The organism is Alphaproteobacteria bacterium (genome assembly GCA_016699735.1).
Lineage (GTDB): Bacteria > Pseudomonadota > Alphaproteobacteria > Micavibrionales > Micavibrionaceae > JAGNKE01.
This window is the reverse complement of the sequence record CP065008.1, coordinates 476,997-496,966: the sequence shown is the minus strand read 5'-3', so window position 1 is coordinate 496,966 and position 19,970 is coordinate 476,997. Positions and strand designations below refer to the sequence as shown.

Here is a 19,970-nt window from a genome sequence, read left to right as displayed (position 1 = left end):
GATATATGATGTCTCGAAGGCTCCGGTTTGTAGTTTTTTTGGCGCTCTTTAGCGGGCTTACGTTGGTGAGCTTTCCTGCGTTTGCCTATATCGGCCCTGCGATTGCTTTTATCGCTTACCTTCTTGGCCCAGTGGTTGCTGTTGTGGCCGGAATAGCCATGATTTTATCCTTTCCTATCCTAAAACTCTATCGAAAATTCAAAGCAAAAGATAAGAAAGTTCCCTCTGAAGATAAGACTGACCCCTCTTAACTTATTGATTTAAATAAACTATTTGATACTTATCTCTCCCCTTGATCTTTCTTGAGGTTTGTAGCATATTCCCTTCGCTCTGCGAGATTTTTCGCGGATTTTTTCATTGAGGAAGAAAAACATGAAACTGAACCACCTGATGATGGCCGCCGGCGTTGCCGCTGCTGCCCTGTTCGGCGCAAGCCAAGTCACCTTCGCTGAAGACGCTGCCGCTCCTGCGGAAGCCTCTACAACGGAAGCTGCTGCTGACGCTGCTGCGACCGAAGTTGCCGAAGTTAAAGAACTGACCCTTGCTGACGGCACGAAAGTTCACGTCAAAGAAGGCCAAGTCACCGTTGTCGGCGCTGACGGCACCGAGACCCCTGCTCCCGATGGCGAGCACACACTTGCTGACGGCACGAAAATCAAAACCATGGGCGGCGTGATCGCTGAAGAAGCTCCTGCAGCCGGCGAAGAAGCCCCTGCTGAAGAGCCGGCTCACTAATCTCTTCGCCTTCGGGCGTTCAGATTGAGTCGTACAGACATAAAAAGCCTGACCAGCGATCTGCGGTCAGGCTTTTTTCTTTTCATTTTAGATTTTTAGGTCTACACCCACAGTCATGAAACCTTCATCGCGCATCGAAGCCACAGTCGAAATTCTCAGCAAGGGGCATCTGGCCCGTGTACCGCTGGATTCCAGCGTGGGCGATTATATGCGGGTGCGGCGGTATATCGGGGCGAAGGACCGGAATGAAATTGCACAGCGCGTTTACAATATCGTGCGCTCTCATGCGCGGCTGGGGTGGTGGCTTGATAAATCCGGAGTGGAGAATAAGCCGCGCCACCGTGTCATCGCCTGGCTGGTGCTGGGCGAAAAGCTGCCGCAAAAGCGACTTGCCGATCTGTTCGATGCTTCGCAGTACTCGCCGGACCTCTTATCGGAGAAAGAGCTTTATCTTATCAGGAAGCTGGAGGGACAGGCGCTGGACTCCCCTGAGATGCCGGAAGCCGTATTGGCGGAGTGCCCGCCGGAGTTTGAGGCGCGGCTGCGCGAATTATTCGGCGATGATTTTTTACAGGAGATGCAGGCGATGCTGCAGCCCGCGCCGCTTGATCTGCGGGTGAATCTGTTTCTGATGGATAAGGAAAAGGTTAAAGCTGCACTTGAGCAGGATAACGTCAAAACTTCTGAAACCCCCTACTCCCCTTGGGGATTGCGGTGCGCGGGGAAGGCGTTTCTGTCCAAGACAAAAGCCTTTCGAAAAGGATGGATCGAGATTCAGGACGAGGGATCGCAGATGATCGCTGCGCTGTGCGAAGCCCAGCCGGGGATGCAGGTTCTGGATTTCTGCGCCGGGGCGGGCGGGAAGACTCTGGCCCTGGCCGGGGCGATGATGCGTAAGGGTCGGATCGTGGCGATGGACACGGACGAGAATCGCCTGATGAAAGGACGTGCGCGTTACAAGAAGGCGCAGCTGGCGGATATCATCGAGGTGCGGCCGTTGTCGGATGACCGGCACCGACGGTGGCTCAAGCGGCAGAAGGGGACGTTCGATGTCGTGCTGCTGGACGTGCCCTGCTCCGGGACGGGGACGTGGCGGCGGAATCCCGATATGCGCTGGCGGGTTTACGGGCCGGAGATTGCGGAGCTTAAGACGCTGCAAACGGACATTCTTGAGAAGGCCTCGCCGTGCGTCAAGCCGGGCGGGCGGCTGATCTATGCCACCTGCTCCCTGCTGCGCGAGGAGAACGAGGCGCAGATAGAGGCTTTTCTGGCGCGGCATCCTGATTTTACGCTTGTGCCTGTTGATGAGGCGCGGGGGCTTGGAAGTCCTTTTATGCGCCTGACGCCCCTGCGGCATCAAACCGACGGGTTTTTCGCGGCGGTTATGAAGCGGGAAGAGGTTTAGAGAATTTCAGTCGTGGTCGTGGCCGCGCACATGGAGCGGCGTTTGTTTTTCCGGGCCTTCGAGGGTCCAGCCCGCCCTTTCCTGTTCCAGATCTTCCTCATGATGGAGGCCGTTATTGCCCAGGATCACGGCGGCGATGTCGTTGCGGTTACGCACCACAACATCCACATAATCGGGGAGTTTCCTGACGTTCACCTTGCCCACGGTATCGACCAGAATGGTCATCATGCCCAGCGCCTTGGCGTGTTTGAGGTTGGAGACGCTGTCCTCGACCATCGCAAAATTGACACCACGCTCCGCCGGATTTTGAGTTTGCGGCACACCGATCTTGTCGAGAAGAGCCGCGTACATCGCGGGGCTCTGGTTTTTGCCGGGGCGTCCGGGGACGTCATCCTTATGGATGACGTCGTCGTGCGCCTTGCTGAAGAGGTGGCTGAGGCGGTTGCGATCCAGAGAATAATCGGTCCATTCCTCGTTGCCGTGGGTGGCGATATAGAGGCCGACGCCCGCGCCTTTGAGTTCTGTTAACGCCTGCTCCGGCGCATCGGCGTGGTCGAAGTATCCGTCCTGCTGGCGGGTCAGTTCGATCAAATTGCTGTAATGGTCGCGGCGGAGCTGTTCGCCGTCCATGCCGTATTCCTCGGCGAAGATTTCGAGGGCGCCGCCGTAATGTTTTTTGCTCTTGTCGATGAGGCCTTCGATTTCCAGAGCGCTGCGAAAGCTCATCTGGGGCTGGGATTTTACGGCCAGAACGGCGGCCTCCGTGTGGACATCGTGGGCGTTCTCGGGTTCCTTATAGAGTGTGCCGTCATTGTCGAGAATCACGCCTTCGATCATCGCGGCGTGGCGAAACGGCTTATTTTTGTTGAACAGAACCGTCATCGGTTTAACCCTGTTTTCAGTTTTTATAATTTTACACAGTATTGCTGTAGAATGCGTTTATGTCAAAAAAATTCGTTTTCCGGTTTCGATACGTGAAAAGGCCCGCTGCAAAAAGCGGGCCTTTTGGGATTTTTTAGCTGATTTATCAGCTTGTTAGGCGGCTTTCGATTTCGCCTTTGCGCGCATTTCGTCGGCGGCAACCACCATGTTCTTGAGCGCCTGCTTGACTTCCGGCCAGCCACGGGTCTTCAGACCGCAATCCGGATTGACCCAGATCTGGCGTTCGTCCAGAACCTTCTTGGCTTTTTCGAGCAGGTCCACCATCTCCTTCGTGCTGGGCACGCGGGGGGAGTGGATGTCGTACACGCCGGGGCCGATCTCGTTCGGGTATTTGTACTGCGCGAAGGCATCGAGCAGTTCCATTTGCGAACGGGAGGTTTCGATGGAGATCACGTCCGCATCCATGGCACCAATCGAGTCAATCACATCGTTGAACTCGGAGTAGCACATATGCGTGTGGATCTGGGTTTCGTCCTCAACGCAGCAGGCGGTGATGCGGAAATCCTCAACCGCGTTGTCGAGATAGGCTTTCCAGTCGGCTTTCCGCAGGGGCAGACCCTCGCGGAAGGCGGCCTCGTCGATCTGGATCATGCGGATGCCCGCTTTTTCCAGGTCAGAGACTTCGTCGCGGATCGCCAGTGCGATCTGCTTGGAGGTCAGGCTGCGCGGCTGGTCGTCGCGGACGAAGGACCATTGCAGGATCGTGATGGGGCCGGTGAGCATTCCCTTCATGATCTTCTGGGTCTGATCCTGCGCGTACTTGGACCATTCGACGGTCATCGGGTTCGGGCGGGAGACGTCGCCGAAGATGATCGGCGGCTTCACGCAACGGGAGCCGTAAGACTGCACCCATCCGAATTTCGAGAAGGTGAAGCCCGCCAGTTGTTCGCCGAAATATTCGACCATGTCGTTACGCTCGGGTTCGCCGTGCACGAGAACATCAATGCCGATTTCATGCTGGAACTCCACAACAGAGCGGATTTCCGCCTGCATCGCTTCCTTGTATTTCGCATCGTTGATGGTTCCGGCCTTATGGTCGGCGCGGGCCTTGCGAATTTCAGGAGTCTGCGGGAAGGAACCGATCGAGGTCGTCGGGTAGAGCGGAAGGTTCAACGCCTTGTGCTGGACCTGCTGACGCTTCGCGAAGGGCGATTTGCGCTGCTTCATGTCCGGGGTGATGCCCTCGACGCGCTTCTTGACCTTCTGGTCGTGAATGCGGGTGGAGGTCCGGCGGTCTTCCTGTACGGCATCGCTCGCCTTGATTTCGGCGGCGATGGCGTCCTTACCCTGATTAGCACCTTTGGCGATGGTTGCAATTTCAGAGAGTTTCTGGGTCGCGTAGGCGAGCCAGCTTCTGATCTGCTTGTCCATTTCCTTTTCGCTGTTGAGGTCCACAGGCGTGTGGATGAGCGAGCTGCTTCCGGCGACAAAGACATTGTCCTTGCCGAGTTTCGCTACGGCCTTTTCTACGAGCTTTAGCGATTTGGAGAGGTCGTTCTTCCAGATGTTGCGGCCATCGACCACGCCAACAGACAGAATCTTGCCCGAGGGGATTTTGGCCAGAGCGGCATCGAGATCCTTTTCGGCGTTGTTCGCGCCCGTATTTGCCTGACCGGGGCCACGGCAAAGATCGATATGGAAGGCATCGACCGGAGCGGAGAAGAACGTGTCGGCATTGTCGCGCAGCGTATCGAAGTAGCTGGTGACAATGATCTTGAGGCCGGGGACGGCTTCGCGGATTTCCTTGTAGGCCGCCTTGAAGGCGTCACGGTACTGAGGCTCAAGGTCGAGAACCATCGCGGGTTCGTCGATCTGGACCCACTGGGCGCCGAGATCTTTGAGTTTTTTGAGGATCTCAACGTAGACCGGAACCAGCTTGGGAACCAGCGTGCAACGGCAGGCGTCAAATCCGGCCTGTTTCTTGCCGATTCGCACGAAGGTGATGGGGCCGACGATCACGGGGCGGGTTTCGATGCCCTGATCCTTGGCCTCTTTGTACTGGTCAAAAATCTTGGTCGAGGAGAGTTTGAAGGAGGTCTTCTCCGTAAACTCAGGGACCATGTAGTGGTAGTTGGTGTCGAACCACTTGGTCATTTCCATCGCGGTCACGTCCACACCGCCCTGCTGACGGCCACGGGCCATCGCGAAGTAGGTGTCGAGGTCGACGTTCTTGCCGTCCCACTTGTAACGCTCTGGGATTGCGCCCAGCGTACAGATCAGGTCAAGAATCTGGTCATAGAAGGAAAAGTCGTTGGAGGGGATGTGTTCGATTCCCGCATCCTTCTGCAATTTCCAGTTATGAGCGCGCAGGGATTTGCCCGTTGCGAGAAGCGCCTCCTGAGAGCTGTTGCCCTTCCAGTAATCTTCGACGGCTTTTTTCAGTTGGCGCATATCACCGATGCGCGGGAAGCCCAAGTTGGTAGCGAGAACCATTCATTCCTCCATAAGGGGGGTTTTACAAAAATAAATCATGAATGGGATAGAACGGTTTGCCGCAAAGATCAAGAAAAAAGCGCCTGTCCGCGCCTTGGCGGAAAAAAAGGAAAACGGCGGTCCATGCAAGAATCAGCCCAGGTAGTTTTCGGTCGGACCGTGTGCGTCCCTATCGTTCGCGGCGGGATCAGTAAACGCAGCATCGGAGGCCATGAACAGTGGAGCGCTGTCGATCCATTGTCTGCCCGGATACTGGACGGAATAGCTGGCGATGCGGCTGGCCTGTTTGAGGGCCACTTCGGGTTCCGCGCCGCGAATCAAAAAGAGCGCGAAAGAAGCGGTGCGTGCATCGCCGGTGCCAAGTGCATCGACGATGGGGAATTGTTTGACGGGGAACTGGCCCTTGCGCCCGTGGTCGCTGGTCAGGACAGGCTCCAGACCATCGGAGACGGCGATAAACTTGTCGCCAAACCGATTTGAGAGGCGGGAGAAGAGGCTGTTGCCGTTTTTATAAGCGCCATCAACCATGTCAGGCAGCCGTGCTTCCGCCGGGGCCAATATGTAGTCGCAAGCTTCCAGAGTCCTTTGATATTGCCAGGCAGCGTCGTATTTGGTTACCGGATAGTCCATTAAGACCGGAATGCCCGATTCGTGGGCGGCCAATGCCGCGGCTTCGGATATTTCCGGGTAGTGGTGGGTCACGATGACGAAGTCTGCGGACTTGACGGCCTGCAACACCTGTTCGATCGCGCCGGGGTCATAAGGCTTTGCCGCTCCGGGAAGCATATGATCGAGCGGGCCATTGGAGGCCATTTTGGCCTTACCAAATTGCTGTTCGAGGGAGATGAAACGGCCTTTGCCGAAAGAAATAACCGTATTATCCTCGATGCGAAAATCCTGATTGGCGGCAATGTCGCGCATGTCGATGCCGACATTCTCCATTTCGCGGTACACTTCGTGGCGCAGATTATAATCCTGATGCTCGCGCCCCACTCTGGTGAAGAAGGAGACGTGGAGCGGCATATTCATGACGCTTGCGAGTTGCTTCATGGCGATGGCCACGTTCGCGCCGCCGCCACCGACAGCAGAATAGGAATGTTCGGCTCGGAATTTTCCGTCCTCAATCGAGTCGAGATTCGGGTGGAGGCGGACACGGTCCATGCCCGTGCCCCCGATAACTACAACATGTGGCGCTGGATGTGTCATCAGGAGACTCTACCCCAAAAATCTTGCTAAATTCATTATCTCTTATGAAAAGGTAGCAGATGTCAGCGTTAGGGAGCAAAGAGAAAAAATTGTGCATCGCAACATTTTTTCATTCCCGCCTGTTTGCTGTCATCAAGAGATGGCTTCGCAGGCTTCTTTTGTGATGTCGGCCTTGTTGAGCGTGTAGTAGTGGATATGGTCCACGCCGTTGGCCTTGAGGTCAAGGCTCTGGTTCACCAGCAGGTCGATGGCGATTTTCTTCGCTTCCTCAGGTTTGTTTTCCGTGCCGGCAAATTTTTCGTGCATCCATTGGGGGACGCCTGCCTGACAGCGTTCGGCGAAGGTCAGCATCTTGGTGAAATCATGCACGGGCAGGAGGCCGGGACAGATGGGAGCCGTGATCCCCGCCTTGCGGCAGCGTTCGACGAATTTGTAATAGACGTCATTGTCGAAGAAGAATTGCGTGATGGCGCGGGTCGATCCGGCCTCGCATTTGAGTTTCAGCGCCTGTATGTCGTCGTCGAGGGATTTGGCGTCGGGATGTTTTTCGGGGTAGGCGCCGACGGAGATTTCAAAGGGGTGCCTTGCCACCAGTCCCTCTACGAAGTCGGAGGTGTAGCGGAAATATTCGGCGCCGGGTTCGGGCGGCGCCTCCTGCCCCGCCGGGATGTCGCCGCGCAGGGCGATGATGTGCTTGATGCCCTTTTTCCAGAGGCCGTCGACGTAGCCGTAGAGTTCTTCCTTGGTCGTATTGATGTAGGTGAGGTGCGAACCGATGGGGATTTCGGTCTGGTCCATCATTTTCGAAATGGTCTGGATGGTGCCGTCGCGGGTTGTGCCGCCCGCGCCGTAGGTCACGGTCATATATTTGGGCTTGAGGGCGACCAATTCGGGAAAGGCCGACCAGAGCATCTCTCCGGCTTTTTCGGTTTTCGGGGGGAAATATTCGAAACTGTAGCTCGTCGTTTTACTCACGGCACTTTATACCCTTGCAAAAATTAACACGGCGCGATTACACCATTGTCTTTTCGAAAACACAATAAAGATTTCGGGCGGGGGACAATGACGAAAATCAGAGAGAAAGTTCCAAGGGGGTGTGTCGGGGGGTACGGGCGCGATGTTCTTCGAGGAGTTCGCCCGACCATTTAATGGCGGAGTCGCCGCCGGTTTCCTGCGCGATCTGGTTGAGAATCTGTTTTTCTCCGCGATTGGGGCGCTGGCCTTTCCCGCCGGGATTATGACTGTCCAAAATCATGTCGCCGACAATGCGGCTGTCTTAGCCTGCGTTATGAAAGCTGGTATGTGTGGCGTTGACACATTCCAGCGCCCAGAGGCCGCAGGTGTTGATTTCCAGCTCCCTGCCCTCGGCTTCGGCGCGCCAGACGTAGCTGTCAAAAAAATCCTCGTTGCCTTCGTAGGCGGAGGGGACGGATTTGACGACCCATCGATCCTGCGGGTCGGGGGTGAGGTTGAAGAGGCCGCCGTAGGGTGTGTTGCGTTCCTCATCCATCACAACCCAGATGATCTCCGCGCCGCTGTCGCGCATTTGATCGATGAAGGGCCGGAGGTCGGCCGCGAGGGATTCCATAGCGGCTTTTCTTTGTTCGATGCGGGCCAGACGTTCAGACTCGGGCAGGGTCGTTTCCTCCGGCGGGATGTCGTACATCCCGTCTTGCATATCCATCACCAGAAGGAGCGATATCTTTTTGCTGCCCGCGTCAAACATGGTTTTCCAAAACATTCTTTCTTCAAGTGTAATCTGCTTTTCATAAAAAAATCAACGGTTTTGCCGCAACCCCTGCTTTACAGCCTTGGCCCGCAAGGTTAAAAAGCAAGCATGACAAAGACACATCCGATTCCCCCGAAAGCAGCACAAGACCCCATGAGCGAACCCCTTAATTTTACGCACCGGCACGACCATATCCTGATCCTCGATTTCGGGTCGCAGGTGACGCAGCTCATTGCGCGGCGGCTGCGGGAGTCGGGGGTTTACTGCGAAATCTGGCCTTTTAATCAGGCGCCGGAGGAGCGCATCCGGGCCTTCAATCCCAAGGGCATCATCCTGTCGGGCGGGCCGTGCAGCGTGACGGATACGGGCAGCCCGCGGGCGCCGGATTGCGTGTTTACGCTGGGGCTGCCGGTCCTTGGCATCTGCTACGGGCAGCAGACGATGGTCGAGCATCTGGGCGGGAAGGTCGAGCCGGGGGAGACGCGGGAGTTCGGGCGGGCCTATGTCGATGTGACGGGGAAGAGCGCGTTGCTGGATGGCGCGTGGAAAAAAGGCGCGCACGAGCAGGTGTGGATGAGCCACGGCGACCGGGTGACGAAGCTGCCCGCCGGATTTGAAGTCGTCGGCACGTCGGGCGGCGCGCCCTATGCGATTGTCGCGGACGAGGCGCGGCGGTTTTACGCCGTGCAGTTTCACCCGGAAGTCGTGCATACGCCGCACGGGGCGGAATTGTATAAGAATTTCACGCACAAGATTTGCGGCTGCAGCGGCGACTGGACGATGGCGGCGTTCCGCGACGAGGCGATTGCGAAGATTCAGGCGCAGGTGGGCAAGGGTAAAGTTATCTGCGGGCTGTCGGGGGGCGTGGATTCCTCCGTTACTGCGGTTTTGCTGCATGAGGCGATCGGCGATCAGTTGACGTGCATTTATGTCGATACGGGGCTGATGCGGGCGGGGGAAAGCCAGCAGGTGGTCAGCCTGTTCCGCGACCATTACAACATCCCGCTGATTCATGAGGACGCGTCGGAAAAATTCCTGCAGGGGCTGGAGGGGATTTCGGACCCGGAGATTAAACGCAAGCTGATCGGCGGGTTGTTCATCGATGTGTTCGACCATTGCGCGACGCGGGTGGGCGGGGCGGAGTTCCTCGCGCAGGGGACGCTTTATCCCGACGTGATCGAGTCGGTGAGCTTTACGGGCGGGCCGAGCGTGACGATCAAGAGCCATCATAATGTCGGCGGGCTGCCCGAGCATATGGACCTCAAGCTGGTCGAGCCGCTGCGCGAGTTGTTCAAGGACGAAGTGCGGGTGCTGGGCCGTGAATTGGGGATGCCGGAGGATTTCATCAAGCGGCACCCCTTCCCCGGACCGGGGCTTGCGATCCGAATCCCCGGCGAGATCACGGCGGAAAAGCTGGAGATTCTCCGCAAGGCGGATACGATTTATCTGGAGGAAATCCGGGCGTCGGGGTTGTACGATGCGATCTGGCAGGCGTTTGCGGTTTTGCTGCCCGTGCGGACCGTGGGGGTGATGGGCGATGATCGGACTTACGATTATGTGTGTGCTTTAAGGGCTGTCACCAGCACGGACGGGATGACGGCGGATTATTTTCATTTCGATCATGAATTTTTGAGCCGCACGGCGACGCGCATCATCAACGAGGTGCGCGGGATCAACCGCGTGGTTTACGACATCACCTCCAAGCCGCCGGGGACGATCGAGTGGGAGTGATGAGATGGAATTTAGTTGCAAGAAACAAGCGCATTTTTCCGCTATTGCTTGCCTGCGCTTTTCTTTCCGCCTGCGCCATGGATCAAGAACATTATCGGCAAGCTGCCGAGGAAAAGCTTAAGCCTGTTCTTTCCAAAGGGACAACGGAAGCGGGGATAAAAAAGTACCTCGATGGAAAAAAGATCAAATACAACGCGACAATAACCAAGAATTATTGCGACTCCCCCCAGCGTTACGAGTATTATCTAAAGCTCGGCGGCACACAGCCCTGCGATAAGATACTCATGCTTTTCACTCGGCAGAGAACATTCAGTTTATTTGAAGGAGTAGCCTCGACCAGAATGTATCTGGACCAAGACAGAAAATTAGAGGCGATTAGCACCTCCGTCGGATGGAAGGGGTTTTAGGAAAATACTTTATGTGAGCAACCCCGAGGATGATCGAGTAGAAGTGAAATTATTTACAACCAAAATATTTTTTCTGTTATTTTGTTCTTTCTATTTAGGAGATTGCCATGTCTGTTCCGTCAAAAGCTGTTGAAAGAATTAAGTCTTCCCTTAAAAGATTTCAGCCCATCTTGCAGTCCGCAAAAGCAAAAGATTCCAATGAGTCTGATACCGTAACAATCGTTACAGATATGCTTGAGTATGTTTTTGGATACGATAAATATGCTGATATTACATCGGAATATTCGATCAGGGGAACCTATTGCGATCTAGCTGTGAAGATTGACGGCAATATAGTCATTTTGATCGAAGTTAAAGCTATCGGCCTGGAGTTAAAAGAACCGCACGTCAAACAGGCGATTGATTATGCTGCCAATAAGGGAATCGAATGGGTTGGATTAACCAACGGCGTTTGTTGGAGAATATATAAGGTTGGTTTTGGAAAGCCTATAACGTCGGAAATTGTCGTTGAGTTTGATATGTTGCAGTTGTCCCATAAAAACAGTGAGGATATCGAGAAACTTGCCTTGCTGGCTAAAGAAGGTCACAAAAAAGCTAAACTTCAGGAATATCATTCTTACAGACAAGTTCTTAACCGCTTTACGGTCGCTGCGCTTCTTTTATCTGACTCTGTGATTTCAACCATACGAAAAGAGCTTCGCAGGACAGCAAGCGATGTAAAAGTTACAAATGAAGAAATTAAAGCCGTTCTCGAAAACGAGATCATTAAAAGAGAAGTTATAGAAGGCGATAAGGCTACTCAGGCAAAGAGACTGGTTTCTCGCAGTGAAAGGAACTTATTAAGAAAATCAAAAGAAACTTCCTTGCAGGATAATAGTGAGCAATCTCAAGGTGAAGAAAAAATAGCGGCCTCCTAGAAGGGTTTCTTTTCTCAATAATTTGACACCCCCTGCCCCGCCCATATATTCTGGAAAGAAAATAGGGGTGAGGGTTGAAAAGCCAGAAATTCATTACCGCCGAGAATTTGCCCGATCTGGCCGATGCGTTTGCGCGGTCGGTGACGCCTGTGCTGGAGTCCGGGGCGGCGGCGGAAGTTAAAATCAGCCTGATCGGGGAGCCGGGGGTGGGGAAATCCTATATCTCCGCCAAACTCTCCGAGGGGGTGCTGGGGCCGGATGCGCTGGCGCAGGTGCAGGCCATTCCCCGCGACAATATGCACGATCTGATCCTGTGGTCGCTGCGCGAGGGCGGCGGGCGGCAGGTGTTGCAGTATGACGAGGCGTCTTCGCGCTTCGTGGACCGGGATTATCATGATTTCGTGCGGCGGCAGCTCGGGTTTTATCCGCTGCCGATCCGTGAGAAGCCGGGGATTACGTTTGCCGAACATCCCGAGGCGGACACGGAAGAATCCTCGGACATGGTCATCCGCGTGGCGCTATCGGAGCAGCAGGTGCGGGATATGCTCAAGCTGCGCGAGATGCTGCTTGACGATGACCGCGACCGCGTGATTGCGGTCAAGCGCGATATCGCCGCGGTGGCCGCGCAGGGGTGTTTGCTGGAGATGTCCTTTCAGGGGGCGCGGCTTCGCCCCGCGCCGTTGATCGATTTTTTCGGGCCGCCCGCCGTGGGGGCCGCGCTTCCTGCCGTGCGGGACGGGGGGAACGGTCCTGATTTTGAGCCTTGAGCGGCGCGGGTTGACGCGGGGAGAGTCCGCCCCTAAGAATCCAGCATGATCAAAAGCTCCTCCCTTATCGACCCTCTTGTTGGAAAAGACATTCAGGCTGCGCTGGCGCGGGCGGAGGGGGAGCACGGGGTGCGGATTCTTCATGCGGCGGAGTCGGGGAGCCGGGCGTGGGGGTTCGCCTCGCCGGACAGCGATTATGACGTGCGGTTTTTTTATGCTCATTCGCGGGACTGGTATCTCAGCGTCTTTCCGGGGCGGGATGTGATTGAATATCCGATCACGGGCGTGTTCGATATCAGCGGGTGGGATGTGCGCAAGACGTTGCAGCTCTGCCTGAAATCCAACGCCATCGTCATGGAGTGGCTGACCTCGCCGATTATCTACCGCGCCGCGCCGGATTTTTCCACCGCGCTGAAGGATTTCTGGCTGCGCGTGGCCGACCGGAAGGCGCTTTTGCACCATTACGTGAATATGGGGACGCGGCAGGTGGACCAGAACTGGCGCACGCGGGAGGTGATTGCGGTGAAGAAATATCTCTATGTCCTGCGGCCCGCGATGGCGCTGCGGTGGCTGCGGCTGCGCGGGGAGGATTTGCGCGACCTGCCGATGAATCTGCAGGAGCTGATGCGCGGGTGCGATTTGCCCGAAGCGGTGCGGGGGGAGATCGACGCGCTTATTGTGCGGAAGGCGAATTTGAACGAGGGGCAGGAGACGGGGCGGATTGCGCTTCTGGATCATTTTGCGGAGGGTGAATTCGCGGCGGCGGAGGCGCTGATTGTATCGTTGCCCATGCGGAAAGAAAATTTTTCGGCGGATGCCGACGATTTTTTGCGCGCGTGGGTGTTTTAGCGTATCGTGCGTGGGCTGAATTTATTCGGGAGATTGTCATGAGACGGGCCGGGATTTTCGTTTTTCTTCTGTGTGCTGCGCTTTCCCTTAACGGGTGCGGGAGCGGGACGAGCGCGAACCAGAGTACGCTGACGCACGCGCAGATGACTTCGGCGGGGGCGAGTTGTAACGAGATCGCGCAGGGCATTCACGCGATGGACGAGATCATCATCGATGGCGGCGGAACGCCGACGAATTACGGAGGGCTTGCGTCTCAGACCGTGAATACAGGGCTTTATGCTTCAGGAGTCGTCAGGAAAGTTCCTGGGGTTGGTATGCTCACCAATACCGTCGGTTCACTCACTCGCGGGGGACAGGGCAATGCCGTCAAATCCCAGCAGATGTATCAGGCGCAGGCGGAGAAACAGCGGCTGATCGGGTTGTTCCAGCAGAAGGGCTGCCGACTGGTCTCCAAGTAAATAATTCTTGTGGCGGCGGGCGGTTTCTGCGCTAAAATGGCAGAAGAACGTATTTTCAGGAGATTTGCCCGTGAGCAATAATTTCAGCCGGATCAAGAAGGCGCTTTCGATGTCCACCACCCTGCCCGCCGGATCGGGCGGAGGGCCGTTGTGGCTTGAAGGCGGGCTGATGGGGCACGGTCATTCCCACAGCGACCACCACGATCATCATCACCATGACGGGTGCTGCGGGCACGATCACGATCATTCTCACGATCATCACGGGCATGGCCACGCGCATACTCATCGACACGACCACCATCATGAGCATGATGGCGATTGCTGCGGTCCTGAGCCTTTGGATGAGAGCGCGAAATCTGCGGCAGAGTCAGAGTTAGATGACGATGAAGAGTGCGATACGACCAGTCCTAAAGGCGGGTGCGGGTGTTGTTAGAATTTACGGTCTGGCCCCAAGTAAAGGGCTGGTGTTGGTTGCAGAAGGCTCTTGCTACTTTCTTATGTATATATCCAGTTCCCTTGCAGCTAAGCGACATTGCTTTTCAAGAGCCTTTTTCTGCTGAACGGCTACAGTGTCTTTGCGGGATATGCTTTCCAGTTCCTGCGCTTTCGCACCGTATACAGCCTTCATTTCCTCTCCGCCTTTCGCCAAGGCGACCTTATAAAAAGTCGCGGAGGCCGAATAATAGCTGTCAATTGTATCCTGAGGGAGTTTTCCGCTTTTTTCCTTCGCAAGCACAGAAAAAACGGCCGAACACTCCGCGTAAAGATTGATATCCTGATATTCTTTCTGAGCGTGAGCCGGGAAAACTGAAAAGACCAGTGTTATGGCTAAGACCATATTTAATATCTTTTTCATTTCTCTTTTCCTCTTATTTCTAAGATCCATATGGTATACGCACAATTATAAAGACTTCCTTCGAAAATGACAAAATTAGTTTTTTCTAATACGTCTTTCTCTTTGGGCTGTAGGTTATTTTTATGGGGGTCAGACAAAAAAATCAACTGTCTTAAAGATCATGGGCGTGATCGCCCAGGGCCGGATTGTCTTCCGGCGCATCCTCAGGAGCATCAATAATCCGCGGGTTCAGGCGGCCGCGCAGAAGTTCGGGCAAGCCCCAAGCGCAGACATTGAAGCGGGACATCCTGTCCTCGGTTACGGGAAGGAACTGCCTGACTGCACCGTCGTTCATGGTGACGGTTCCGAGGCCGAAATTCCCGTCGGGATTGGCCTGCACGGGGACCGCCAAGACCTTCAACTTATTGAATAATTTTGATGCCATCGTTCGTTCGGGCGATTTGTGGGATTCCACATAGCGAAGCATCGCCTCCCGCTCCTCGCCCTCGGCCATATGCTCGACGCGGCTTTCGTTCGTGTGTTCTATGATCCCCATAAACCTCTGTTTTTCAATTTTCATGTGCTTCAGGCCGAGGCCTTTTGCGCGCTGCAATATATCCGTATCGTCGCCGCCCCAACCTTGCAGGCTTTCATCGTAGCCGTGCAGGCGGTGGAAGTTTTCCCGCGTCAATGCCACCCGTCCGTAATAGCCCCCCTGCTCGAAGCCGGGGGTATGAAACAGCGTATGTGAGGGGTTGACGACGATTTCGGAGTCCTCATGGAATGCCCGTGCCAGAAAGTCCGCGAAGCCGACTCCGGTGAAGTTATCCGCGTCGAGATTGCAGACGATGTCTCCCGTGGCCATGCGGTGCGCGAGGTTTTTGGCGTGGGCCATATGAAAGTGCTGCGGCTCTGTGGTCCGGCCATATTTCAGGATACCGAGGTCCATGAATTGCCTCATGTCCCGGTCGGTCATCATCCATTCATGCAGGTCGTCGCCGCTGTTGTAATTCAGGACGACAAATTCGATTTTTGCCTTGCTGTCGATGTTGTCGCGGATGTTCTGCGGAAGCGTTTCTTTCAGGTGGTGGGCGCGGCCCATGCAGGTTGTACAGAAGGAGATTTTCATGGTCTGTGCCTTATAAAGCTGACTCCGGGCCTGAATCGTGTCGTGGCTCCGGGGTTTGTCTTTCCTCCAGCCATTTGGCTTTTAATGGTGTATCGACGGGGTTGGAGTCCAGCTTTCTCAGTTCACTTTGGACTTGAGAGGAGGCACGGCTGCGTTGCCAAAGCTGTGTCCATGATCCCTCTTTCGGGAGTCTTGAGCCAATTTCATTGAAGTAGACATACTCCGGGCTGGTGAGTTGAAAGTTCAATACAACGCCGTCCTCATAGGGTTTGAAGTCGTCCTGCCATTGATCCTGTTCGGGTGGGGTTTCATAGAAATAAGTGTCGAAGACCAGACGCCGTCCCTCAACTGTGGGTATGACGGGCGCGACGTGAATATTGTAGGGTTGATTGTCTATTACTCTGTTCGAAGCGCCCTCTCCAAAGTTTCTTGCATTTCTCTGATAAAGCACCTCGACCGGAGGCTTGATCAGAAAATTCGGTTTCCCGTTGGAAGTCAGAGGAGAGGATATCCATGCCTTCTCTATGTTCTTTACGCCCCGGTCTGCGAGAGTTTCGTATATCGCGTGTGCGCGCTCGTTGCACCCGGCGCCATTCCCGCGCTCCGACTTGTGAGAAAGCTCCATGGCGCGGATTTCCGCGAACAACTCCAGCGCCTGGGCATCTGTTGGCGTGAATCCTGTTTCAGACGATTGCTTTTTATCATCCGGGCTGCCAAAAACTGCGCTTTTTATAGCGTTCGCGCAGCCCCTAAAAAAATCCGTCAGTCTCATACCCGCACACCATCCGGCCTTATAGCCGAATTTTGTTATGTTTTCTTTGCATTTCGGCGGTTTCTATGCATAAATACCGCCCCTAAACTCGTGATATTAGCAGGAATATGCGGAGATGAGCAAGATTTCCCAGAATAACAGCGGAAACGTCATAAACATCAAAACCGGGCTGGCCGAAATGCTCAAGGGCGGCGTTATTATGGACGTTGTGACCCCGGATCAGGCCAAGGTCGCGGAAGATGCGGGTGCGGTCGCCGTCATGGCGCTGGAACGCGTTCCCTCCGATATCCGCAAGGCCGGAGGTGTGGCGCGGATGAGTCCGCCAGAGCTGGTGCAGGCGATCATGGACACGGTTTCGATCCCGGTCATGGCCAAGTGCCGGATCGGGCATTTCGCGGAGGCGCAGGTTCTGGAAGCGATCGGCGTGGATTATATCGACGAGTCCGAGGTTCTGACCCCCGCCGACGAGGATTACCATATCAACAAGCATGATTTTAAGGTGCCGTTCGTTTGCGGTGCCAAGAATCTGGGCGAGGCGCTGCGCCGGATCGGCGAGGGTGCGGCCCTGATGCGGACCAAGGGTGAGCCGGGAACCGGAAATATCGTGGAGGCGGTGCGGCATTTGCGTCAGATCCATCAGGATATCAAGCGTATCCGCTTGCTGGACGATCAGGAGCTAATGACCGAGGCCAAGAATCTCGGTGCGCCTTTTGAGCTTGTGAAGCTTGTGAAGGAGCAAGGGCGACTGCCTGTGCCGAATTTCGCCGCCGGGGGCATTGCGACTCCCGCCGATGCTGCGCTGTGTATGCAGCTGGGCGCGGAGACGGTTTTCGTCGGGTCGGGTATCTTTAAGTCCGAGAATCCCGCCAATTTTGCCAAGGCGATTGTTAAGGCGACGGCGCATTACAGCGATCCGAAGATCGTTCTCGAAGCCTCCAAAGGCTTGGGCGAGGCGATGCGCGGGACCGATCTGGGCGAGATTGAAGAGACGATGCGGATGGCGAATAGAGGCTGGTAAAGCTTGTTTTTTCTCTTTAGGCTGTCGCTTTCTTAAAGGAGGTTTGGCTGTGTTACCGTTTCAGGAATTGCTGGCTTTGACTTTTTTTGCTTTCCTGTTGGTCCTGCCTGTTCGGGCCTATGCGGATTGTGTTGGAGGTGAACCGGTGAAGGCATCCATCGAAGTGCAGACTTGCGAGGCTCTCGATCCTCTTGACGATGCACGATTCAAGAAAGAGGATGGTACTCTGGCGGACTCCGAGGAGTTTTTGCTGCGCTTTTTTAAGGGCGCACTGATTACAAATAAAAACGGCGCCACTTATATGTATCCTTCGAACTCCTCAGATCCCTGCGCTGGTTTTTCTTCCGGCTCTTCGGTTGAAAAAATCGTTTCCTCGACTTGCTGCGATACGGGGGCGTGGGGAAAATGCGTTTTGGGCGGACGGTTTTTATATGATGTTGATGGTGCGCCGGTTAATACCTTCCAATAAGTTTTGAGCCCTTTTGTGCCTTTTACGCCTGAGACAAATTTATTTGCATCGCTTGTCTTTTGCGTTTAAAACGCACTTGATTTGTCAATAAACTCCGACGCAAATGGTTTGTTATGTATAATATATACTCTCGTTTTTCGCTTCCGTGTTTCTTGGCGCTCCTCTTATTTTTACCTGCTTCTGCCTCAGCCTCTACGACAGGCGATGTCGGCTCGGCAAAGGTCGTTAAGGGCAAAAGCGAGATGGTCGTTCGTTTCGGGTACAGTGAGGCGGACGAGGATTCTTCGGATGATGAGCGGCTGCGGATGCGGGCTCATTTCGACCACGGGTTCACGGATCATTATGCTGCACGGGTTATCGTCGCGGGCGACCGGAGAAAAAAAGACAGTCTGGAATATGAAGGCGTGACGCTGGAGAACCGCTTTTACGTTCTGAAGGCCGAGGATCACGGGTTCGATCTCGGGGTCCGCGCCAGCTATAACCACAAGGACGGCGACAAGAAACCGAGCGCCGTTTCGTTCGGGCTATATGAGCTGTTCCCTGCCGATCCTTATGAATTCCGCGCCAACCAGATTTTCGAACATGATATCGGCGAGGACGCGGAGGACGGCGTGAGCGCCGAACTGCGTTTGCAAGTCTCACGGAAAATCACCGATACGCACAAAATCGCGCTGGAAAGTTTCCATGATTTCGGGAATTTGTCTGAGCAATCAGGTTACAGCGCCCAGTCGCATACGATCGGCCCGGTGATCAAAGGGGAGATGTTCGGAAAATACAAATATGAAGTTGGCTACCGAGCCGGAATTTCCAAGGACGCGCCGGATCACAGCCTCAAATTTTTCATCAGCCGTGAGTTTTAGACCGAATTTGGAGATGCTCATGGCCGATCTGGATAAGCTCAGGTGTTTTGAGGATGAGCGGTTACAACAGAGGGTGGTTGAATATTGAAAAAAAGCAAAAGCAAGCTTGTAGAACAAAAGCTGACTGTAGCAGACCTTAAAAGGCGTTTTGATTTCGATTTAAAAGAGGGCGCAATTTTTAGTAAGGCAACAGGAAAAAGGCTTGATGTTCTGCATAATTTCAAAGGCCAATCTACCTCAAACAGTCGGTATAAACAGGTTCAGTTTCAATTTGAGGGAGAAACTGTCAAAATCGCTGCTCATAGAATGATTTGGGCCGTGGTTAAAGGGCGATGGCCTAAAGATGGCATGGTTATAGATCACAAAAATTCTAATACTCATGATAATCGCCCTGGTAATCTTGAAGAGGTAACCCAGACTGAAAATATCCGGCGCGGCAGGAAACAGAAAGGTGCTGGGGAAGTTAAAACATTAAAGGGACGAATAGCAGAGCTTGTTTCGAGGGGGGTGCCAGAAGATAAGGCTAGAGAACTAGCTATCGCTGAAATGACAAAAAAAGCCTTGATTTAGATGAATTGCGGGTAAATTTAATTGCTGAATAATGGCATTCTAGCTTTGCAGATCTTGTGCGTTTGGTGTACCGAGCTAACAATTTATATCGATTGGTTTTTATATGTGGTCAATGCGGTCAGCTTGCCCTGAAGAATGGGTCATTAATCTTTCTAATACCGTTCGTAGAGATAGGCTTCTAGAGCAGGTCGATCCCGAAGCTTTAATTGAAAAAATTCAATCTGAAGCTTCTAACTCACACTCTATAGATTGTCAGTGGGAAGTTGCAAGTAATTGTCCAGAAATTGGTTTTGGTCGTTTTAAAGGCATAATGCCAATTTCAGACGCTATATATGACCAATTTTTTAATGGAATTTCAGGGATTAGGGCGCAATATTACTTATCCGTTGAAGAAGGGGTGCTTTTTAATAGGGTGCTTGTTGACGCTCTAGTGCCCATAATGTTGAGAAAATGCTTAAACATATGTAGAGAAAGGGTTATTTTTTCTTTGAATGGTCAACAAGCAAAAATCTGGATTGATGATGATAACAAAGCGTTTGGTTCTGCGTTGGACAATGAGCTTCAGGTTCCGAGATGGCTCTCCACTAATCATGCGTATAGATCCCGTATTCCATTACCTTCTGATAGTTCTTTGTTATTGATGGGAACTTTTTGTAAGCCAGACGCACAAAAATACTGGTTCGTAGAAGGTAAGAAATTTCGCGCTTGTGACATTCATAGGCAAGGGTCGTCTTAGTT

General features: G+C 54.0%; 24 protein-coding genes. 15 read left to right on the top strand and 9 right to left on the bottom strand.

Annotation, left to right across the window (positions count from 1 at the left end; genetic code table 11):
- Window positions 1-65 precede the first annotated feature (65 nt).
- The 3 genes from IPN28_02390 to IPN28_02380 all read left to right on the top strand — a co-directional run bounded on the left by IPN28_02390 (window position 66) and on the right by IPN28_02380 (window position 2,140).
- Window positions 66-251, top strand: a complete 186-nt coding sequence (locus IPN28_02390) for a hypothetical protein (GenBank protein QQS57692.1) — start codon at window positions 66-68, stop codon at window positions 249-251.
- A gap of 121 nt (window positions 252-372) precedes the next feature.
- Window positions 373-735 carry a hypothetical protein gene (locus IPN28_02385; protein QQS57691.1) on the top strand — a complete coding sequence of 121 codons (363 nt, stop codon included), beginning with the start codon at window positions 373-375 and terminating at the stop codon, window positions 733-735.
- Between the two features lie 115 nt (window positions 736-850).
- Window positions 851-2,140, top strand: coding sequence for an RsmB/NOP family class I SAM-dependent RNA methyltransferase (locus IPN28_02380; protein QQS57690.1), 1,290 nt, complete (start codon window positions 851-853; stop codon window positions 2,138-2,140).
- A gap of 6 nt (window positions 2,141-2,146) precedes the next feature.
- On the opposite strand, the gene IPN28_02375 is transcribed toward IPN28_02380, so the two are convergent.
- The 6 genes from IPN28_02375 to IPN28_02350 form a co-directional block, all read right to left on the bottom strand.
- Complete coding sequence (locus IPN28_02375) at window positions 2,147-3,022, bottom strand: HAD family hydrolase (protein QQS57689.1); 876 nt, start codon at window positions 3,020-3,022, stop codon at window positions 2,147-2,149.
- Between the two features lie 153 nt (window positions 3,023-3,175).
- Window positions 3,176-5,515 (bottom strand): 5-methyltetrahydropteroyltriglutamate--homocysteine S-methyltransferase, encoded by a 2,340-nt coding sequence (gene metE / locus IPN28_02370; GenBank protein ID QQS57688.1) that lies wholly within the window; start codon window positions 5,513-5,515, stop codon window positions 3,176-3,178.
- Between the two features lie 132 nt (window positions 5,516-5,647).
- The gene (locus IPN28_02365) at window positions 5,648-6,676 is read right to left on the bottom strand and encodes a carbohydrate kinase family protein (protein ID QQS57687.1); all 1,029 of its coding nucleotides are present in this window, start codon (window positions 6,674-6,676) and stop codon (window positions 5,648-5,650) included.
- Window positions 6,677-6,853: 177 nt separating this feature from the next.
- Window positions 6,854-7,696 carry a methylenetetrahydrofolate reductase [NAD(P)H] gene (metF, locus tag IPN28_02360; protein QQS57686.1) on the bottom strand — a complete coding sequence of 281 codons (843 nt, stop codon included), beginning with the start codon at window positions 7,694-7,696 and terminating at the stop codon, window positions 6,854-6,856.
- Window positions 7,697-7,793: 97 nt separating this feature from the next.
- Window positions 7,794-7,976 carry a hypothetical protein gene (locus IPN28_02355; GenBank protein QQS57685.1) on the bottom strand — a complete coding sequence of 61 codons (183 nt, stop codon included), beginning with the start codon at window positions 7,974-7,976 and terminating at the stop codon, window positions 7,794-7,796.
- Window positions 7,977-7,997: 21 nt separating this feature from the next.
- Window positions 7,998-8,447, bottom strand: coding sequence for an isochorismatase family protein (locus IPN28_02350; protein ID QQS57684.1), 450 nt, complete (start codon window positions 8,445-8,447; stop codon window positions 7,998-8,000).
- A 156-nt stretch (window positions 8,448-8,603) separates the two neighbouring features.
- Between IPN28_02350 and guaA the strand changes: the two genes are divergently transcribed.
- From guaA to IPN28_02315, 7 genes are all read left to right on the top strand, one after another.
- A complete protein-coding gene (gene guaA / locus IPN28_02345; protein ID QQS57683.1) occupies window positions 8,604-10,181 on the top strand; it encodes a glutamine-hydrolyzing GMP synthase in 1,578 nt (525 codons plus the stop codon).
- Window positions 10,181-10,588: a hypothetical protein gene (locus IPN28_02340; GenBank protein QQS57682.1), complete on the top strand. Its 408-nt coding sequence runs from the start codon at window positions 10,181-10,183 to the stop codon at window positions 10,586-10,588. The genes guaA and IPN28_02340 overlap by 1 nt, the downstream gene beginning before the upstream one ends.
- A gap of 107 nt (window positions 10,589-10,695) precedes the next feature.
- A complete protein-coding gene (locus tag IPN28_02335; GenBank protein QQS57681.1) occupies window positions 10,696-11,505 on the top strand; it encodes a type I restriction enzyme HsdR N-terminal domain-containing protein in 810 nt (269 codons plus the stop codon).
- A 74-nt stretch (window positions 11,506-11,579) separates the two neighbouring features.
- Window positions 11,580-12,272, top strand: a complete 693-nt coding sequence (locus IPN28_02330) for a hypothetical protein (GenBank protein ID QQS57680.1) — start codon at window positions 11,580-11,582, stop codon at window positions 12,270-12,272.
- A gap of 45 nt (window positions 12,273-12,317) precedes the next feature.
- Window positions 12,318-13,121 carry a nucleotidyltransferase domain-containing protein gene (locus tag IPN28_02325; protein QQS57679.1) on the top strand — a complete coding sequence of 268 codons (804 nt, stop codon included), beginning with the start codon at window positions 12,318-12,320 and terminating at the stop codon, window positions 13,119-13,121.
- Between the two features lie 38 nt (window positions 13,122-13,159).
- Entirely contained in the window at window positions 13,160-13,579 is a 420-nt protein-coding gene (locus tag IPN28_02320) for a hypothetical protein (protein QQS57678.1), read from the top strand.
- 70 nt (window positions 13,580-13,649) lie between these two features.
- Window positions 13,650-14,012 (top strand): hypothetical protein, encoded by a 363-nt coding sequence (locus tag IPN28_02315; protein ID QQS57677.1) that lies wholly within the window; start codon window positions 13,650-13,652, stop codon window positions 14,010-14,012.
- 54 nt (window positions 14,013-14,066) lie between these two features.
- On the opposite strand, the gene IPN28_02310 is transcribed toward IPN28_02315, so the two are convergent.
- From IPN28_02310 to IPN28_02300, 3 genes are all read right to left on the bottom strand, one after another.
- Window positions 14,067-14,435, bottom strand: a complete 369-nt coding sequence (locus IPN28_02310; GenBank protein ID QQS57676.1) for a hypothetical protein — start codon at window positions 14,433-14,435, stop codon at window positions 14,067-14,069.
- Window positions 14,436-14,586: 151 nt separating this feature from the next.
- The gene (locus IPN28_02305) at window positions 14,587-15,543 is read right to left on the bottom strand and encodes a hypothetical protein (protein ID QQS57675.1); all 957 of its coding nucleotides are present in this window, start codon (window positions 15,541-15,543) and stop codon (window positions 14,587-14,589) included.
- Between the two features lie 10 nt (window positions 15,544-15,553).
- Window positions 15,554-16,315, bottom strand: a complete 762-nt coding sequence (locus tag IPN28_02300; GenBank protein QQS57674.1) for a hypothetical protein — start codon at window positions 16,313-16,315, stop codon at window positions 15,554-15,556.
- A gap of 115 nt (window positions 16,316-16,430) precedes the next feature.
- Here IPN28_02300 and pdxS point away from each other — a divergent pair, with 115 nt between their 5' ends.
- From pdxS to IPN28_02275, 5 genes are all read left to right on the top strand, one after another.
- Window positions 16,431-17,333 carry a pyridoxal 5'-phosphate synthase lyase subunit PdxS gene (gene pdxS, locus IPN28_02295; protein QQS57673.1) on the top strand — a complete coding sequence of 301 codons (903 nt, stop codon included), beginning with the start codon at window positions 16,431-16,433 and terminating at the stop codon, window positions 17,331-17,333.
- A gap of 49 nt (window positions 17,334-17,382) precedes the next feature.
- On the top strand, window positions 17,383-17,802 hold the full coding sequence (locus IPN28_02290; protein ID QQS57672.1) for a hypothetical protein: 420 nt from the start codon (window positions 17,383-17,385) through the stop codon (window positions 17,800-17,802).
- Between the two features lie 242 nt (window positions 17,803-18,044).
- On the top strand, window positions 18,045-18,662 hold the full coding sequence (locus IPN28_02285; protein QQS57671.1) for a hypothetical protein: 618 nt from the start codon (window positions 18,045-18,047) through the stop codon (window positions 18,660-18,662).
- 84 nt (window positions 18,663-18,746) lie between these two features.
- A complete protein-coding gene (locus tag IPN28_02280) occupies window positions 18,747-19,232 on the top strand; it encodes an HNH endonuclease (GenBank protein ID QQS57670.1) in 486 nt (161 codons plus the stop codon).
- Window positions 19,233-19,335: 103 nt separating this feature from the next.
- Window positions 19,336-19,968 carry a hypothetical protein gene (locus tag IPN28_02275; GenBank protein QQS57669.1) on the top strand — a complete coding sequence of 211 codons (633 nt, stop codon included), beginning with the start codon at window positions 19,336-19,338 and terminating at the stop codon, window positions 19,966-19,968.
- The last annotated feature ends 2 nt before the right edge of the window (window positions 19,969-19,970 follow it).

Bases quoted from the DNA above. Each gene is read 5' to 3' on its own strand.
- metE (QQS57688.1), bottom strand. From the start codon at position 5,515: ATGGTTCTCGCTACCAACTTGGGCTTCCCGCGCATCGGTGATATGCGC.
- IPN28_02335 (QQS57681.1), top strand. From the start codon at position 10,696: ATGTCTGTTCCGTCAAAAGCTGTTGAAAGAATTAAGTCTTCCCTTAAA.
- guaA (QQS57683.1), top strand. From the start codon at position 8,604: ATGAGCGAACCCCTTAATTTTACGCACCGGCACGACCATATCCTGATC.
- IPN28_02305 (QQS57675.1), bottom strand. From the start codon at position 15,543: ATGAAAATCTCCTTCTGTACAACCTGCATGGGCCGCGCCCACCACCTG.
- IPN28_02385 (QQS57691.1), top strand. From the start codon at position 373: ATGAAACTGAACCACCTGATGATGGCCGCCGGCGTTGCCGCTGCTGCC.
- IPN28_02365 (QQS57687.1), bottom strand. From the start codon at position 6,676: ATGGACCGTGTCCGCCTCCACCCGAATCTCGACTCGATTGAGGACGGA.
- IPN28_02350 (QQS57684.1), bottom strand. From the start codon at position 8,447: ATGTTTGACGCGGGCAGCAAAAAGATATCGCTCCTTCTGGTGATGGAT.
- IPN28_02285 (QQS57671.1), top strand. From the start codon at position 18,045: ATGGTCGTTCGTTTCGGGTACAGTGAGGCGGACGAGGATTCTTCGGAT.
- pdxS (QQS57673.1), top strand. From the start codon at position 16,431: ATGAGCAAGATTTCCCAGAATAACAGCGGAAACGTCATAAACATCAAA.
- IPN28_02380 (QQS57690.1), top strand. From the start codon at position 851: ATGAAACCTTCATCGCGCATCGAAGCCACAGTCGAAATTCTCAGCAAG.
- IPN28_02375 (QQS57689.1), bottom strand. From the start codon at position 3,022: ATGACGGTTCTGTTCAACAAAAATAAGCCGTTTCGCCACGCCGCGATG.
- IPN28_02325 (QQS57679.1), top strand. From the start codon at position 12,318: ATGATCAAAAGCTCCTCCCTTATCGACCCTCTTGTTGGAAAAGACATT.
- IPN28_02300 (QQS57674.1), bottom strand. From the start codon at position 16,315: ATGAGACTGACGGATTTTTTTAGGGGCTGCGCGAACGCTATAAAAAGC.
- IPN28_02310 (QQS57676.1), bottom strand. From the start codon at position 14,435: ATGAAAAAGATATTAAATATGGTCTTAGCCATAACACTGGTCTTTTCA.
- IPN28_02320 (QQS57678.1), top strand. From the start codon at position 13,160: ATGAGACGGGCCGGGATTTTCGTTTTTCTTCTGTGTGCTGCGCTTTCC.
- IPN28_02340 (QQS57682.1), top strand. From the start codon at position 10,181: ATGAGATGGAATTTAGTTGCAAGAAACAAGCGCATTTTTCCGCTATTG.
- IPN28_02275 (QQS57669.1), top strand. From the start codon at position 19,336: ATGTGGTCAATGCGGTCAGCTTGCCCTGAAGAATGGGTCATTAATCTT.
- IPN28_02355 (QQS57685.1), bottom strand. From the start codon at position 7,976: ATGATTTTGGACAGTCATAATCCCGGCGGGAAAGGCCAGCGCCCCAAT.